Origin of the sequence: Kitasatospora sp. NPDC087861 (assembly GCF_044742585.1) — a bacterium.
In the GTDB taxonomy this organism is placed as follows: Bacteria; Actinomycetota; Actinomycetes; order Streptomycetales; family Streptomycetaceae; genus Kitasatospora.
Genome location: NZ_JBIUUS010000012.1, coordinates 146,426 through 162,888, shown reverse-complemented (window position 1 = coordinate 162,888; position 16,463 = coordinate 146,426). Strand labels below are relative to the sequence as shown.

The window sequence follows — 16,463 nt, the reverse complement described above, 5'->3', positions numbered from 1 at the left end:
GGTGACGACCGCTTCCGTCCCGAAGGAGAAGAAGGCGTCGTTCTGGGGAGAGGCGGTGTCGCGGACGCTGGTGCCGGTGGAGGTGGTGCCACTGGCCGACCGGCCGTTCGAGGGCCGCCTGGTGTCGCACCGGCTCGGATACCTGCGGGTGTCCACGATGGAGGCGGACGCGACGCGGGTGTCGCGCACGGCCGGCCTGATCGCCCGGTCCCCGCAGGCGGAACCGCAGGTGGGGGTGGGTGTACAGGCGTCCGGCCGCGCCGTGTTGCGGCAGGACGGGCGCCGGGCGGAGGTGGCGGAGGGCGGCCTCGTGCTGTACGACACCGCGCGGCCGTACTCCTTCGACTACCCGGAGCACTTCCGCTCCCACGTCTTCCAGGTGCCGCGCAGGCTGCTGGGGGTGCCGGAGTGCGACATCCGGCAGGCGGCGGGGACGGCCATCACCTCCACCGAGGGGTTCGGGGCCGTCCTACTCCCCTTCCTCGACACACTGGCGGCCTCCGCGCACTCCTACCCCGCCTCCGTGGGCGACCGGTTGGCCGGCAGTGTCGCCGATCTGCTCATCATGCTCGTCGGCCAGCTCACCGAGTCGACGGCCACCGACTCCCGCACGTCGGGCGGCCATCTCGTCCAGCGGGTACGGGAGCACATCAACCGCCACCTGGGCGATCCGGAGCTGTCGCCGGAGACCATCGCCCAGGCGCACCACATCTCGGTGCGCTACCTGCACCGGCTCTTCGAAGGCGAAGGGGTCACGGTGGGCCGGCTCGTCCAGCAGTGCCGACTGGAGGCGTGCGCCCAGGAGTTGGCCCGGCGCGGCCGTACCGCACCGACGGTCTCGGCGGTCGCCCAGCGGTGGGGGTTCGTCAACCCGGCGCACTTCAGCCGGGCCTTCCGCGCCGCCTACGGGGTGTCCCCGCGCGAGTGGCGCGCGTCCCGTACCGCCGAAGCGACCGACAGCGCGCCGAGCCGTGCGGTACCTGCAGAACGACAACAGTGCGCGGTGGAGCAAGTGCCGATGCCCCCTCGGCAGCACGGCCGAGCGATCGGTGACTAGCGTGCGGAGTGCTCGGCCCCACACGGCGGACGATCACCCCTCCGTGCCGTCCGACCCGACCGGCCGCTACGCCAGGAGACCTGAGTGTCCGATACCGCCCCTTCCCACCCGCGGCCCCCGGTGCTCGAGAGCGCGCTCCAGGATCTACTGGATGCCCGCGCCCACCGGCCCGCCGCGGCAGCCGAAACGGGCGGGCTCTGCGAGGAGATCCCGGACCCCGCCGCCCTTCCCCTGGATGACGGCCCGGACGACCCGCCGGACACGACCGCCGAATGGTTCGTGCTGCCCGGCGGACCGACCGGGCCCGTACGGGTCCAGGTGGTCAGGCCGGTGGGCGCAGCCGAACCGACCCCGGTGGTGCTGTTCCTGCACGGCGTCGGCTGGGCACTGGGGGACGCCGCCGGCTACGGCCACCTGCTGCGCGAGTTCGCCGTGGGGGCCGACGCCGCCGTGGTGTTCGTCGACTACGCCCGGGCACCCCTGACCCGCTACCCGGTGGCCGTCGAGCAGTGCTACGCCGTCGCCGAGTGGATCCACGCCCACGGCCGCGAGATCGGGCTCGACGGGCGCCGGATCGCCGCCGTGGGCGACTCGGCGGGCGCCAACCTCGTCGCGGCGCTGACCGTGCTCGCCCGGCAGCGGGGCGGCGTGCGGCTGGTGCACCAGGTGCTGGTGTGTCCGGTGACCGACGCCGACTTCGACACCCCTTCCTACCGCCAGTTCGCCGACGGGTACCTGCTGCGCCGCGACGACATGCGCCGGTTCTGGGATGCCTACCTGCCCGACCTGCCCCGCCGACGGGAGGCCACCGCGGCGCCCCTGCGTGCCACCCTGGAACAACTCGCCGGGCTCCCCCCGGCGCTGGTGCTCACCGCCGAGGCCGACGTCCTACGGGACGAGGGCGAAGCGTACGCGGCCAGGCTCCGCACGGCCGGTGTCCCGGTGGTGGCCACCCGCTACCAGGGCGTCGTGCACGGCTTCCTCCTCCTCGACGCCGCCTGTCACACCGGCACCGCCCGGGCCGCGTTCATCCAGGCCGTGGACACCGTCCACATCGCCCTGCACAGCCGCCTGGGGTGAGGGACTACGTGAGCCCGGTGAGTGTCGCACTACGCCATTCCCGTGGCGACATGCCGTACGCCGCGCGGAAGGCGCGGCTGAAGTGGCCGACGTTGACGAAGCCCCAGCGTTGAGCGACCGCGGACACGGTCGGGCTGACCCGCCCGCGGCGCGCGAGCTCGCGGCTGCACTCCTCCAGCCGGCGCTGCTGGATCCACCGGCTGATCGTGGTCCCCTCACCCTCGAAGAGCCTGTGCAGGTAGCGGACAGAGATGTGGTGGTACGCGGCGATCGTCCGGGGGGAGAGGTCGCGATCCGACAGGTGATCGTTGACGTAGCCGCGCACGCGCAGTGCCATGCCGCAACCGGCACTCCCCCGGTCCGCCGGCTCGCTCCCTGCGGCCTGCTCGCTGATCAGGGCAGCCACCAGGCCGCCGACGGTACCCGCCAGTTGTTCGCCCACGCGGGGGCCGCACTGCCCAGCGGTGGTGGCCAGCGCGGTCAGGAAGGGCGTGAGCACGCCCGCCACGCCCGTGTCCAGGGGAAGTGCCGTCGCGCTGACGCGGTGGATATCCGCCTCGGGCATGGCCAGGACACGGCGGGGCAGTTGGAAGACGTGCAGGCGGAAGGCCTCGGGCTGGTCGAGGGTATAGGGACGGGCAGTGTCGTAGACCACGAGCCCTCCCGGCGCCAGCTGGGCGGTGCGCCCGTCCTGGGCCAGCGCGCCGCGCCCGGAGCTCTGCAGTCCAACGGACACGAACGCCCCGTCGGACTGGGCGATGTGCCGGTGTGTGCGGCTCATGCGCTGCGGGTCCGCCTCGATGGTGGAGACCTGGAGGTAGCCCAGACGGTGCGAGGTGATCCGGCCCGAGAACGGCGCCCTGACGCGGGGGGTGACCGCCTGCGGGACGAGCGTGCGGGTGAGGGCCTTGTTCCAGTAGTCGAGCTTGTCGTCGTCCGGCGCACAGTCTGTGGTCAGTACGACAGTCATGGGAACTCCCCCTGAGCAGGTGTGTCTTCGGAACACCGTGCCAGCGGGGCCGGGTCGGCACATCGCGTGAATCCGCTAGATCAGAGGTGCGGCCCTCACTTGAGGGACCCGCTGGTGGCGCCGGCGGCGACATAGCGCTGAGCCACGACGAGCAGCACGGCCGCCGGGGCGGATGCCAGAACGGCGGTGGCCATGACGGCGTTCCACTGGTCGGTCTGAGCGCCGATGTACTGGAAGATGCCCACGGTGACCGGCCGTACGGTCTCCGTGGTGGTCAGTGTGAGGGCGAACAGGAGGTCGCTCCAGGCGAAGAGGAAGGTGAAGAGGGCGGCCGTGATCAATGCGTTCGCGCTCATCGGGAGCACCACGGCTCGGAAGACGCGCAGTCTCCCGGCGCCGTCCACTCGCGCGGCCTCGATGATCTCCCGGGGAATGCTCTGCATGAACGAACGCATGATGATGATCGCGAAGGGCACCCCTGCGGTGGAGTCGGCGAGGATCAGCCCGAGGTAGGAGTTCAGGAGTCCCAGGTCGTCGTAGGCGCTGTAGAGCGCGTTGGCGACGACGATGCTCGGCACCATCTGGGTCATCAGGATGCCGAGAAGCACGAGCCTGGTTCCTCGGATGGGGAACCGGGCCAGCGCGTAGGCCGCTGGGGCGGCGAGCCCGAGGCTGAGCGTGACGCTCCCGAGGGCGACGACGAGGCTGGTGACGAAGTTGCGCCCCTGATCGCGCAGTGCGGTGGCGTAACCGCTGAAGTCCGGATGGGCGGGGAACCAGCCTCCCCCCAGTGTGTTGCCCGTCGGCTGGAGGGAGGCGTTCACCATCCAGTAGACCGGAAGGAGCATCAGCGCGAGCAGGATGATCCCGACGATCGTGGATGGCCAGCCGCGGTTGGGCGCGCGCTTCACGGGATCGCCTCTCAGCCGCTCTGGGCGCGACGGTTGGCGCGCAGGTAGACGAGGGCGAAGACGAGCGAGACGACGACGAGTACGGTGCTCATCGCGGCACCGCGCCCGAATTCGAACTGCCGAAAGGACAGTTCGTAGGACAGGGTGGCGATGGTCTCCGTGGCGTTGGCCGGTCCTCCGCCTGTCACCGTGAGGATGATGTCCAGCACCTTGACCGTGTAGACCACGTCCAGCACCAGCACCACGCTTACCACGGGTCGCAGCAGTGGCCAGGTGACATGGCGGAACGTCGTCACCGGGCCTGCGCCGTCCAGCTTCGCCGCCTCGTACAGATGCGTCGGGACGTCCTGCAGACCGCCGTACAGGATCGTGGTGTTGAACGGGATTCCGACCCAGACGTTGATGAGGGTCACCGACACGAGTGCCTGCGAGGTGCCGGTGAGCCACGGGACGCCGGACGGCAGGAGGTGGAGGCCGCGCAGCGCGCCGTTGACGACCCCTGAGTCGGCGTCGAGCATCCAGCGCCACGTCGTTCCGGAGGCGACCAGCGGCAGCAGCCAGGGCAGCAGCAGGAGCGACCGCAGAACGCGGCCGAGCGGAAAGCTGCGCTGGAAGAACAGGGCGAAGGCCAGGCCGAGCACGAACTGCCCGAATATCGAACCGGCGGTGAACAGGACCGTGGTCAGCAGGGCCTCGGAGAACAGGTCCGACGAGAGGATCTCCGAGTAGTTCCGCAGCCCCACGAACGGTGCGGCACCGGTGTAGAACGTCGTGATCGAGTACTGCTGGAAGCTCATCACGATGTTCTTGACGATCGGGTAGCCGAAGAACAGCAGCAGGTATGCCGCCGCGGGCACGATGAACATCCACTGGGCGAGCCGCTCCCGGCAGCGTGCCCGGGCGACGCCCCGTCGAGCGCTGTCGGGCCGTGTCACGTCAGGGGCTGGTCGCGGTCTGCTGCGCATGCTTGAGTGCTTCCTCCGGCGTCTGCTCGCCCGTCAGCGCGGACTGGATCGCGGTGTATATCCCGGTCGCCGCTTTGGGCCACTTGACGCCGAGTTCGCCGGTCCGGGCTCGGGCCGCTTCGACGCTCGCCACGAAGGCGGCCATCGACGGGACCTGCTCGGCGTACTGGGCGGCCACCGCGGAGCGGGAGGGAACGGTGTAACGCTCTTTGGCCAGGGCGAGCATGTTCGTGGAGTCGTTCAGGCAGGCGAGGACCTGGGCCGCCTTCTGCTGCCGGGCCCTGGAGGCGTTCTGCGGGACCGTCCACACCTCACCGCCGAGCGGTGTCACAGCGGTCTGCCCCGCCTGCGGGACCGGGATGGTGGCCACGCCCCAGTGCAGGCCCGTCGCCGCGTTCAGGGCGGAGATCTGCCAGGGACCGTTGATCATCATGGCGGTCCGGCCCGCGACGAACTGATCCCTGAGGTCGGACTGATTCCAGTTCAGCACCGACCTCGACATGGATCCGCTCCTCACCAGATCGACCCAGAGCCGGAGTGCCTGCGCGGCCTGCGGGGTGGCCAGCTGCTTCTCGTCCCCGCCGGCGGACCACAGGAACGGCAGGAACTGCCAGGCGCCCTCGAAGGTGGCGTTCGCGTCGACCGCCATGCCGTAGCGCCCCGGGCGGGTCAGCCCGACCGCCGCCGCCTTCAGCTCGTCCCAGGTCCTCGGGACGGCGACACCGGCCTCGGAGAGCATGTCCTTGTTGTAGAAGAGGGCGATCGTGTTGACGTTGGGGGCCAGTCCGTACAGCTTCCCCTCATAGGTGCTCGCCGACAGGATGCCCTGGGCGAAGCCGCTGGAGTCGATGCCGTACTGCTCCAGCGGGGTCAACGCGCCGGTCTGGGCGATCTGCTGCAGGTCGGGGTTGTCCAGCATCAACAGATCGGGCAGGGTCCGCGACGACGCCTGCTGAAGGACCTTCGGGAGGAGCGACGGCCCGGGAACGCTGGTCTGCTCGACCGTGACGCCGACGCTCTTGCCGCAGGTGGTGAGCAACTCGCCCCACTGGGTGTGCTCGGGTCCGTCGGTGTAGTAGTCGAGTGCGGTGATGGAGGTGACCCTGCCGTTCGCGGACCCGGCGCCGGCCGCGCCACCGGTTGGGCCACCGGTTGGGCCACCGCACCCGGTGACAGCCAGGCCCAGGGCGACGATTCCGGTCCCCCAGCGGGCGGCGATCCGCCGCGCCGGTGGTCTGGCTGGTGAGGTCATGGTGGCGCCCTTTCCGAGTGTCGTGGTGGCGGGAGTGTCGGTGGAAGTGTCGGTGGAGGTGAAGCGGGGATCCAAGATCCCCGGGGCGACCCGATCAGCGTAGGCCTGCGGGTAGAGGCCGGACGTCCGGGGGCGCCGGACGTACCGACAGGTCCGCTCAGTCGTCGGGCAGGGCCATGACCAGGTTGGCGAGCTGGACCCGGGAGTTGATCGACAGCTTGCGGAAGACGGAAGTCAGGTGGGTGTTGACCGTGTGCGGGGAGACGACGAGCAGGTCGGCCGCCGACCGGTTGGTACAGCCCCCGGCGATGAGGCGCGCGACCTTCTTCTCCGAGGCCGTGAGGGCCTCCCAGCCCTGGACGGGGCGCTGCACGGTCGCTGCTCGGTAGCGTCGGGCCCTGGCGCCGGCCAGCTCGCGCCGCACATGTTCCGCTGCGGCGTGGGCGCCCGCCGCGGCGAACCCGCCATGAGCATGCGTCAGGGCGGCCACCGCCTGGGGCTTCCGGCCCGCGGCCAGGAGTGCCCGTCCGAGATCGGCCTGGGCGGCGGCCCGGACCAGCGGGCGAGGACTCGCCCTGAGCAGTGTGACGGCGCGCTCCAGCATGGCGAGATCGTTCTTCACGAGCCCGGCGGCCTGCGCCGCGATGCCCGTGGCGGTGGGCACGGCCGGGTTCCGTTCGGCGTAGGCCCGGGCCTGCGCGGCCAGGTCCTCGGCGAGTTCGCGGTCCGCGCCACGCACGGCCACGCGTATCGCGGAATCGATCCAGTTGCGCAACAGCCGCCAGCGCATGAAGAAACCCACCTGCTGCACCTGCCGAATCCTGTCGAGGGCAAGCCCGACGTCCCCCTCGGCCTCGGCGTGGACCGCCTCCAGGAAGCGCACTGCAGCCGTGTTGCCCGGGTTCGGTTTGGCCGCCAGCCTCTCCTGCGCCGCGGCCAGGTGCTGCCGCGCCGCTTCCGGATCACCGCGCAGCAGGGCGATCCGAGAGCGGATCACACGGGAGTTCACCTGCTGGACGGGTACCTGGACGTCGTCCTCCAGGCGCTCCATCGTCACGAAGTCGGCGTCGGCGTCGGCGAGCTTGCCGAGCGCCAGATGGTGCTGTCCCTGTCCCCACAGCAGCATGGCCTGACGCGACGACCCGTCACGATCCGCTGCCCGCAGCAGCAGTCGTTCGCTGGACTCGAAGTCGTCCACGTGCTGGTGCGCGACGATCTCCTCGGGCAGGAAAGCGGAATCGACGGCACTGAGCGCGGCGAACTGCTCCAGCGCGACGGCGTTGTCACCCGCGTTGAGCGCGATCTCGCCGAGCCCGCACAGGGCGAGGACGTGCGCCTCCCGGTCACCGCTCGCGGTGGCGGCACGCAGCGCGGCCTCACCGGCCTCCCGCGCCACGACGAGATCCTCCTCGCGGGACAGCGCCAGCGCACGCAGGGCCCCCAGCCTCGCTCCGATCTCCGGGGCTGCGCCCCCGATGGCGAGGGCCGCTTCGGCCCGGCGGCGCAACTCACCGGCGAGATCCATGTTCCACAGCGTCCCGCCCAGGGCAGCCTGCAACCGGCCGAACGTCGCCAATGGCGGTCGGCGGTCCAGCAACCGGTCACCGGTCGACAGCGCCTCTCGGTTCCGGCCGGCCCGGGTCAGGCAGACGATCGCCTGCTCACCCACGACGAACCCCAACGGCCGTGCTGACGGCACCAGTTCCAGGGCGTGCACCATCAGGTCGGCCGCGAGGCCCGGCGCGACCGGCAGCACGTCGTCAGCGGCTCGCTGCAGCAGCACAACGGCTTCCTCGTCCCCGGGCCGGGCGCCCCTGAGGATGTGCGGCACCGCGTCGATCGGCCGCCGGCCCGCGGAGACAAGGTGGTTGGCGGCCGCTCGGTGCAGTGCCGTCCGGGCTGACGGCGGGATGTCGGCGTAGACCGCCTGGCGCAGCAGGTCGTGCCGGAAGACCAGATGATCGCCGTTGTCGTCCAGGAGTCCGGCGCGCACCGCCTCCTCAAGTGCCGTGATCAAGCTGGTGGACGGCTGGCCGCAGAGCGCGGTGGCGTCATGGAAGCCGAACCGGCGTCCCAGCACCGCTCCCATCTGAAGCAAGCGCAGTGTGCCGGGCTGCAGGGACCCGAGTCTGCCGCGTACACCCACCACGAGCCCTGGGGGTACGGGTTCACCCGAGCCCTCGCCGGTCCGCAGTCCCGCGAGCATCTCGACCGCCAGGAACGGATTCCCGCCGGCGCCGTCGAGCAGGTCCCGCACCCGCTCGTCGACGGCTGCGCCCAGGGTGTCGCCGGCCAGTTGGCCGACGGCGGCGCCGGACAGCGGCCCCAAGGGCACGGTGACCGTCGGGATCGTGCCCTTCGCGGCCGCGACGACCTCCGCCGCCGGACCGGCGGACTCCGGCCGCCCGGCCAGGATCCACAGCACCGGCGAGGTCCACAGGCGGGTCGGAAGCTGCTTCAGGGCGAACCGGCTGAGCGGGTCGGCCCACTGCACGTCGTCCAGGGCGATCAACACCGGCGCGCTGCCGGCTCTGGCTTCGATCGCCTCCGCTATGCGCTCCACCAGCCAGATCCGCTGATCGTGATTGCGCGCGAGATCGGCGAAGGCATCACCGGAGAGCAGCGGTTGATCGCCGTGCAGGACGCAGGCCGCCAGCGACGAGAGCGGCACGATGTGATGCAGCTCGTCGGCCTTGCCGAGCCCGACCGAGAATCCCGCTGCCCTGGCCCTGGTGACGGCCTCGGCGAGCAGCGTGGTCTTGCCGATTCCCGCCTCCCCCCGGATCAGGGCCAATCCCCCGCTTCCGGTGCAGGCCACCGAGGCGATCAGCGCCTGCAGCTGTTCGAGCTCCACCTCCCGGCCACGCAGACCACGACGGGACAGCGATCCGCCCGACCCCGCCACTCACGCGCCCTTCCTGCCCGCACTCACCGGTTGAAGCCGGGCTCAGCCCACTCCGGCTGGTGGCTCCGCCCTTCGACGTCGGCTGCCGGTGCCGGTGCCGGAAAGCGACGCCGACCAGGCCCGGACGACGCGCGCCGGATGTGCCCATTATCCGAATAACGGCAGCTCAGCGCGTTCTGTGGGGCGAGTGACTCCGGCCACACCGCCGGCAGAGACGGGCGTGACGCTGCTTCATCCGGGTTGCGGAACGGGCGGCGACGCCAGCGGCTGCACGCCACGGGCATGCCAATTTCAGTTCCCCGCGCAGCTGTGGCGTGCAGGCACGGTTCAAGTCGGCCTCCGACTTGAACTGCCGATGATGCCCTCGGCCTGGGCGGTGAGGAACTCACGCCAAGTCGGGCCGCAGCGACGCGGCGCCGGGTCGACGCCGGCCGCGTGGAGAATCTCCACACCATCGAGGCAGCGATCCGGTGCCCGAGCCGAGCCAACTCCCCCTGGATCCGTCAGCGCCCCCAGCGCGGATTCTCCTGGGCAAGCCGTACAACGAGCGTCTTGATAGTCGATCGGGTGGGCGGGCGTCCGGTGCGTCGGTGGGTGGTGTAGTCCCACTTCGCGGCGATGAACCTGCGGTGCCAGGCGAGTAGGGTGCTGGGGGTGACCGGGAAGACCTCGTGCCAGCACCGCCGGGGTATCAGCGCGGACACCTGGCCGTGCTGGGGCACCGTCCTGATGGAGTGCCCCGCGACGCTGGTGGCGAAGTGGGCTCCGGGCGCGGCGAGCTTCGAAGCGATCGACGAGCGGATCACCCGGATCCGGATGGGGGCGTGGTCCTGGTCGGCGCTCATCGGCTTCCTCGTCACCTTCAACTGCCGTTTCACCGTCGAAGGCCCGCCCGAACTCGCCGAAGCGGCCCGCCAGGTGATCGGCCGCCTCGACGTCGGGGTGCCCCTGCCCGACGAGCGCGCGCCGGAGCCGGTCAGTTCAGTCCGAGCCGGTACCTGAGATCGGAACGGACGGCCCGCATTCCCGTGCTGGATCCGTTGCGGCCCTCGGCCGCCTGGAAGGGCGGCCGCCACACGGCGGCGACGTCGGCGCCGAGTTCGGCGAGGGTGTTGCGATCCTCGGCCGCCCTGAAGAGCAACCGCCACGACGCGGTGTGCGCGCCACCGTGCCCGCGGTGGTGGTCGCGATCCTCGGCCGCCCCAGTGGGCGACCGCCACCCAGATCGGCACGGATCGGTTCCAGGTCGGGTCCAGGTTGCGATTCTCAGTCGTCCCGGAGGGTGACCGCCACTCGCCCGGCTGGTCGAGATGACCGAGCACGTCAAGGCGTTGCGATCCTCGGCCGCCCTGGAAGGCGACCGCCACGCAGGCGGATCCCGCCGGTAGCGACGCCCAGCGGGCAGCGTGAGTGAGCCGGTTCGGCTTGCTACCTCAGGCCTTCGTACCCGGCTGCTGATCGGCCGCTTCCGAGCCGCCGGTACGAGTGCCCTCGATCTCCTCTCCGTCGGTGGGTCTATGGCCGCCTTCGGGTTGTCTGTCCAGGCCGCCGTCCGCGGGCCATACGGGCCATCACGTGCCGCCGTTCGATGGATGCGGCGGTCGGGTCCGATGCGGCCGGTCGTCCGGCTGGGACACCTTCCTTGCAGGGGTACTGGGGGATACGCCCCTGCCCGAAGAGGAAACCGGTGTTGTGCGGGTTCCAACCGCGTACCCGTCGTTCACCTGTGCGATTACAGGAAGGGATGCCCGACGTGTCTGATCCCGTCGTCCTCATCACGGGCGCACTCACCGGTATCGGTCGCGCCACCGCCTTGGCTTACGCCCGTCAGGGCGCGAACCTTGTGGTCTCCGGCCGCCACGAGGACGTGGGTGAGCAGCTTGCCAGGGAACTCTCCGACCTCGGCGCCCCGGTCGGGTTCGTGCGGGCTGACGTCCGTTTCGACGCCGATGTGAAGGACCTCGTCGACCGCGCGGTCGCGCGGTTCGGGCGGATCGACGTCGCCGTCAACAACGCCGGCACCGAGGGAACGCCCAGCCCTGTCACGGAGGTGACCGACGAGGCCTACCAGGCCACCTTCGACACCAACGTCAAGGGAACGCTGCTGTGCCTGAAGCACGAGTTCCGGGTCATGAGGGAACAGGGCGGCGGCAGCATCGTCAACGTCAGCTCCGGCTACGGCCTCATGGGTTACCCCGGGGCGGCCTTGTACGTCGGGAGCAAGCACGCCGTCGTCGGCATCACCAAGGCGGCCGCACTCGAAGGCGCCGCCCACGGTATCCGGGTCAACGCGGTCGCCCCCGGCTACACCCGGACCGCCATGTACGAGCGGTTCACCGGCGACGACACGGCGCGTGAAGCGGTCGATTCGGTGCTGCCCATGCACCGGGCGGGCACCCCGGAGGAGATCGCCCAGGCCGTCCAATTCCTGGGGTCGGACAAGGCGAGCTATGTCACCGGGCACATCCTCCTGGTCGACGGCGGCCTGATGGCGGGCGGTCCCCTGTTCCCGAGCTCGTGAAACCGCGAGGCCGGCCACGGCGTGCATGCGGCCATCAGGGGCACGGACGGCCGCTCTTGGCTCCTCCTACAGCCAAGGTATGACGTTGAGCGAATCCGCCGTGCACGGAGGCTTTGGGGTGAATGCTTCTCAGGTATCTGAAGCGACCTGCGGCGCGGGCGAGCGATCCTCACGTCGTCCTCGCCGGACCGCCTCGCCTGGCCCGAGATGGACGGGATGCGACAAATGAGCGCGCGACCGATCGGTGACCACGCCCTGCTCTCCGACTGCCGTTCGGCCGCCCTGGTCACCTCCGACGGCTCGGTGGACTGGCTGTGCCTTCCCCGATTCGACAGCCCGGCGATCTTCGCCCGCCTCCTCGACGAGAGCGCCGGCCACTGGTCCATCCGCCCCACCGGCCCTGCCGACATCAGCCGCCGCTACCTCGAAGACACCCTCGTCCTGGAGACGACCTTCCGCACGGCCGACGGCACGGTGGTGCTGTGCGACGCCCTCGCCCTGGGACGGCGCGAACGCGGCCACGCACTCGGCAGCGCCTCCCCGGGAGTGCTCCTGCGACAGATCACCTGCACCGAAGGATGGGTGACCATCGAGATGACCTATGCGCCGCGCCCGGAGTTCGGACTCGTCCACCCGTTCCTCGCACCCGTCCGGGGCGGACTCGCCGCCCACGGGGGTGCTCACATTCTGCTCCTGTCGAGCCCTGTGGACTTGCGGGTGAGCGGTTCCACGGCGCACGGTCTGGTCCCGCTGCGAAGAGGGCAGCGCCTGGGATTCGCCCTGCACGTTGGGCCGGCCTGGGAGCGGGAGCCGATGTGCTGGCGGGCCGGGCGTATCCGACGCCGCCTTGGCGACACCATCAAGGGCTGGCGCTCGTGGTCGCAGCTCCACCGCCGCTATGTCGGCCCCTGGCAGGACGAGGTGGGCCACAGCGGACGCGTGCTACGCGCCCTGACCTTCGCGCCGACCGGCGCCATCGTCGCGGCGGCCACCACCTCCCTGCCCGAGCGAGCGGGCGGAACGCGCAACTGGGACTACCGGTACACCTGGGTCCGCGACGCGAGCTTCACCCTTCAGGCGCTGGCCACGGCCGCCTGCCACAAGGAGAAGGAGAAGTTCTTCGACTTCCTCGCCCGAGCCGCGGTGAATCAGCTCGACCGCGGCGTCGACCTGCAGATCATGTACGGCATCGGCGGGGAACGCGATCTGAGCGAGCGGCTCCTGCCCCACCTGACCGGCTGGCGCGACAGCAGCCCCGTTCGGAGCGGCAACGACGCGTGGCGCCAACGTCAGCTCGATGTCTACGGCGAACTCCTCGACGCCGCGCACGAGACCCTCCCGCCCGGCGAGCGTCTGGACCCAGCCACCCGCACCCTCCTGGTCCAAGCGGCAGAGACAGCCGCCCGGCGGTGGTCCCAACCGGATCAGGGCATCTGGGAGCGACGCGGGCCCAGCAGACACTTCCTGCACTCGAAACTGATGTGCTGGGTCGCCCTGGACCGTGCGATCGCCATGGCACCCACCCTCCAGGCCGAAGCCCGCGTACCCCACTGGCGGCACGAGCGCGACCAGATCCGCCAAGCCATCGAACAGCGAGGCTGGAGTCCCCGCCTGGGCGCGTTCACCCAGGCATTCGGCAGTGAAGAACTCGACGCCTCGACGCTGATGCTGCCCATCGTCGGCTTCCTGCCGCCTGACGACCCCCGCGTCCAGTCCACCGTGCTGGCCATCGCCACCCACCTGACCGACCGCGACGGCCTGGTCCGCCGCTACCTCAGCGACGAGCTGCCGGAAGACGAAGGCACCTTCCTGCTGTGCACCTTCTGGCTCGCCCATGCCCTTGCCCTCACCGGCGACACCACCCGTGCACGGCACGTCTTCCAGACCGCCCTCGCGCATGCCAACGACGTCGGGCTGCTGGCCGAGGAGACCGACTCCGCCACAGGGGAGGCCCTCGGTAACTTCCCGCAAGCCTTCAGCCACATCGGCCTGATCAACGCCGCCCGCGCCATCCGCGATGCCGAGGGGAAACCCACGCACACGCAGCCTCGATCAACCGGTTGACGGCCCTTGTCCCGGCCGCCGGCGGTTGCCCTGACCGGGTGGGACAGCCCGGTGGCGCCACCCGTCGTATCCTGTGCCGCGCCGTCAGCCGGCCTCAGCATGGATGACCCGAGGATGGGCCCTGGTGCCCGAGGGCGAGGAAGCATCGGTTGCCGCTCTGCCACTGGTCGGTGACGCCGAGGGCCAAGTCCCGGGCGATCCTGCGGAGCGCCTGCGCTCCCAGCCGCGCCCAGGGAAACAACGACCCCCTGTGGCCGTGGACGTTTTCGAACCAGGCAGTGCAGAGCTCCTCGACGTCGTACGGACCGACCTCGACGAGGAGGACACCCGTCGGGCTGACGAGCTGGACACATCGGCGCAGCAGGGCATGCGGGTCACCGCCGATACCGATGTTGCCGTCGATGAGCAGGACGGTCTGCCAGCCGCCCTCGGCCGGTAGCCGGTCGAACACCGATCGGCACAGTGCTCTCCCGCCGAGAGCAACGGTATGGGCCACCGCGCGGGGAGCCGCATCGACGCCGAGCGCGGGGACTCCGTGGCCCAGGAGCGCTCTGCAGAGCCGGCCCGGTCCGCAGCCGACGTCGAGAACGGGGCCGACGCAGCGGTTGAGCACGGATTCGTCGGCCACGGTGGGCTGCGCGTACCAGCGATGCACCGGCATCCGGATCCGGCGCCCGTCCGTCAGCCGCAGGTACACCGGTCCGTGGCCGCTGCGCAGGACGTGCGCGTAGGGGTCTGCGCCAGCGTGGGACGGCGCTTCCTCGTCGGTCGTCACGGTGCGTCGTGACCTGGTGCGGGTCGTTCCTCGTCGGCGCGGGCGGCCCGCCGGACGCGGCGGAGCTTGAGAGCGAAGGCGATCGCTGCCGCGCCGAACAGCACAGCGGTGATCGCCAGCCAGCGGCCGAGGTAGACGTCCTCCGGCAGCCGCGTGTCGCCCTGGTAGGGGATCGACAGGTTGAGGATCAGGGGAAACCACACGAGCAGCAGGACCCCGGACAGGAAGGCGGGCACGCGCAGATAGTTGATCCACGGCACCGCAGGAGTGCGTTCCGGGCGGTGGCGCAGCACGGACTGGGCCGACAGGTCGGCGAGCGAGTACAGGGGCAGCAGGATCAGGTCGTGGCCGATGGCCGCGCCGACGAACCAGATCGCCACCCCGAGCGGGCGCTCGGCGAACAGGCGTACCAGGGCATAGCCGGTGAGGGCGAACGAGGCGATCAGGACGAGGAGGTGCAGGGGCCCGGAGCCGTACCAGCGGACGAAGCGTGCCATGGTCAGGTCCTGAAGGTGAGTCGGTGCACCCATTTGGTGTTGTTCACGCCGGGGTTGGCGGGGACGATGATGCGGGCGGGGTATCCGTGGTCGAGTGAGAGGTCCGCGCCGTTGACGTGCAGGGCGAGCAGTGATCGGTGGTCGTGGATCTGGTTGCCCCGCAGCACCACCGAGCTGTAGGGGCCGGGTGGTTGGACGGATTCCACCAGGACGCTTCCGGCGTCCGGCAGGCCCGCCAGGGCGGCCAGGTCGGCCAGCCGAAGGCCGCTCCAGTGCTGGTCGGGGGTGGACCATCCCTCCACGCAGGCGATCGGCAGGGCGGCGGCTTGCTGGGGCATCGCGAGGAGCTGTGTGCGGGTGAAGACGAGCGTCGGGCCAGGGCCGTAGATCTCCAGCCGCCAATCCGGGCCGACATGCGCCGGGTTGATGCCGACAGCGGCGGCCGTCTTGTTGATCTGAAAGCCGTTCGGTCCACTGCCCGGTTCCCGGTTGTGCGGCGCGAGCAGGGCGGTGCCGCGCAGCCGACCGCCGATGCTCTGTCCCGCGGTGACCACGAGAAGCAGCAGGGAGCCCGCCCCCACCATGCCCACCGCTCCGCGGCGGGTCATCGTCGGTGCCGCGGAGGCGGTCGGGACCAGGCCGTCGGGGTCGGGCGGCTCGGTCCGGGTACGGGCGAGGTCGGTGCGCAGTTCGGCGGCCAGGCCGCGGGAGCGCAGGGCGCGGGTCATCCGGCCGAGTTTGAGGGATACGTGGACGACGAAGGCGGCGATGAACACCCAGGCACCGTAGAAGTGGAGGGTGTAGAAGGAGCCGGGGAAGACGTAGTAGAGCTGGATGTTGAGGATCCCGGTGACGAATTCGAAGACGACCCCGCCGACCAGCGCCAGCAGCGACAGCCGCTCCAGCGCGTGGGCGGCGCTGCGGGCCGGCGGCCACTCGAACAGCTTCGGGATCACCGACCACAGCTTGGCCAGCACCACCGGCACCAGGACCACGCCGAGCGTCACGTGAACGCCCTGGGTCAGCCGGTACAGCCAGTACGGATGCGTGGGCCAGTCGAAGAGGTAGAAGCCCAGTACGCCCTTGTCCGGGGTCTGGTCGTTGAGTGCACCGAGGCCGGGATTGTAGGCGGCGTAGGACAGTGCGCCGGTGACGAAGAGCAGCGGGATGCCGACGAGCAGCACCAGGCCGAACACGGAGGTCAGCCAGGGCCCGCGGATGGGACTGCGCCAGAAGTCGGGCCGGAACGGCCCCGGGGGCGGAGGAATCTGCTCGACCCGCCGCACGAGGGCCCGGGTACGAGCGGCCGCCTTGGCAGCCCGAGCCGCCGCGGCAGCGCGAACGCGTTCAAGGCGCCGCGGCGCGTGCTTCTCGTCCGATCTCGGGCGTTGCGGGCCGCCGGAACTTGAGGTGCCAGGAGGCCCTCCGCCACTGTCCATCGGCCACTTCCTTCGTGCCCAGGCTGC

General features: G+C 70.8%; 13 protein-coding genes and 1 pseudogene. 5 read left to right on the top strand and 9 right to left on the bottom strand.

Going from position 1 to position 16,463, the window contains the following annotated elements:
* Position 1 precedes the first annotated feature (1 nt).
* Entirely contained in the window at positions 2–1,057 is a 1,056-nt protein-coding gene (locus ACIOJE_RS19040; RefSeq protein WP_400777396.1) for a helix-turn-helix domain-containing protein, read from the top strand.
* Between the two features lie 84 nt (positions 1,058–1,141).
* Positions 1,142–2,137, top strand: a complete 996-nt coding sequence (locus ACIOJE_RS19035; protein ID WP_400777394.1) for an alpha/beta hydrolase — start codon at positions 1,142–1,144, stop codon at positions 2,135–2,137.
* 4 nt (positions 2,138–2,141) lie between these two features.
* On the opposite strand, the gene ACIOJE_RS19030 is transcribed toward ACIOJE_RS19035, so the two are convergent.
* From ACIOJE_RS19030 to ACIOJE_RS19005, 6 genes and pseudogenes are all read right to left on the bottom strand, one after another.
* A complete protein-coding gene (locus ACIOJE_RS19030; protein ID WP_400777392.1) occupies positions 2,142–3,107 on the bottom strand; it encodes a helix-turn-helix domain-containing protein in 966 nt (321 codons plus the stop codon).
* A gap of 95 nt (positions 3,108–3,202) precedes the next feature.
* Positions 3,203–4,018 carry a carbohydrate ABC transporter permease gene (locus ACIOJE_RS19025; protein ID WP_400777391.1) on the bottom strand — a complete coding sequence of 272 codons (816 nt, stop codon included), beginning with the start codon at positions 4,016–4,018 and terminating at the stop codon, positions 3,203–3,205.
* A gap of 11 nt (positions 4,019–4,029) precedes the next feature.
* Positions 4,030–4,983 carry a carbohydrate ABC transporter permease gene (locus tag ACIOJE_RS19020; protein ID WP_400777390.1) on the bottom strand — a complete coding sequence of 318 codons (954 nt, stop codon included), beginning with the start codon at positions 4,981–4,983 and terminating at the stop codon, positions 4,030–4,032.
* Complete coding sequence (locus ACIOJE_RS19015) at positions 4,955–6,235, bottom strand: extracellular solute-binding protein (RefSeq protein WP_400777388.1); 1,281 nt, start codon at positions 6,233–6,235, stop codon at positions 4,955–4,957. The genes ACIOJE_RS19020 and ACIOJE_RS19015 overlap by 29 nt, the downstream gene beginning before the upstream one ends.
* A gap of 157 nt (positions 6,236–6,392) precedes the next feature.
* Positions 6,393–9,140, bottom strand: a complete 2,748-nt coding sequence (locus tag ACIOJE_RS19010; protein WP_400777386.1) for an AAA family ATPase — start codon at positions 9,138–9,140, stop codon at positions 6,393–6,395.
* 354 nt (positions 9,141–9,494) lie between these two features.
* Positions 9,495–9,871 (bottom strand): annotated as a pseudogene (locus ACIOJE_RS19005) (integrase); the annotation flags it as partial.
* Here ACIOJE_RS19005 and ACIOJE_RS19000 point away from each other — a divergent pair.
* The 3 genes from ACIOJE_RS19000 (at position 9,795) to ACIOJE_RS18990 (ending at position 13,725) form a co-directional block, all read left to right on the top strand.
* Entirely contained in the window at positions 9,795–10,142 is a 348-nt protein-coding gene (locus ACIOJE_RS19000; RefSeq protein WP_280682485.1) for a hypothetical protein, read from the top strand. The pseudogene ACIOJE_RS19005 and the gene ACIOJE_RS19000 overlap by 77 nt on opposite strands.
* A 751-nt stretch (positions 10,143–10,893) precedes the next feature.
* Positions 10,894–11,661 (top strand): SDR family NAD(P)-dependent oxidoreductase, encoded by a 768-nt coding sequence (locus ACIOJE_RS18995; RefSeq protein WP_400777385.1) that lies wholly within the window; start codon positions 10,894–10,896, stop codon positions 11,659–11,661.
* Positions 11,662–11,886: 225 nt separating this feature from the next.
* Positions 11,887–13,725, top strand: coding sequence for a glycoside hydrolase family 15 protein (locus ACIOJE_RS18990; protein ID WP_400777384.1), 1,839 nt, complete (start codon positions 11,887–11,889; stop codon positions 13,723–13,725).
* A 94-nt stretch (positions 13,726–13,819) separates the two neighbouring features.
* On the opposite strand, the gene ACIOJE_RS18985 is transcribed toward ACIOJE_RS18990, so the two are convergent.
* From ACIOJE_RS18985 to ACIOJE_RS18975, 3 genes are read right to left on the bottom strand one after another with little or no spacing between them, the layout of a single operon-like run.
* Positions 13,820–14,500 carry a class I SAM-dependent methyltransferase gene (locus tag ACIOJE_RS18985; RefSeq protein ID WP_400777382.1) on the bottom strand — a complete coding sequence of 227 codons (681 nt, stop codon included), beginning with the start codon at positions 14,498–14,500 and terminating at the stop codon, positions 13,820–13,822.
* The gene (locus ACIOJE_RS18980; RefSeq protein ID WP_280682338.1) at positions 14,497–14,997 is read right to left on the bottom strand and encodes a hypothetical protein; all 501 of its coding nucleotides are present in this window, start codon (positions 14,995–14,997) and stop codon (positions 14,497–14,499) included. Before ACIOJE_RS18980 ends, ACIOJE_RS18985 begins: the two co-directional genes overlap by 4 nt.
* A gap of 2 nt (positions 14,998–14,999) precedes the next feature.
* On the bottom strand, positions 15,000–16,193 hold the full coding sequence (locus ACIOJE_RS18975; protein WP_400777381.1) for a molybdopterin-dependent oxidoreductase: 1,194 nt from the start codon (positions 16,191–16,193) through the stop codon (positions 15,000–15,002).
* Positions 16,194–16,463 lie beyond the last annotated feature (270 nt).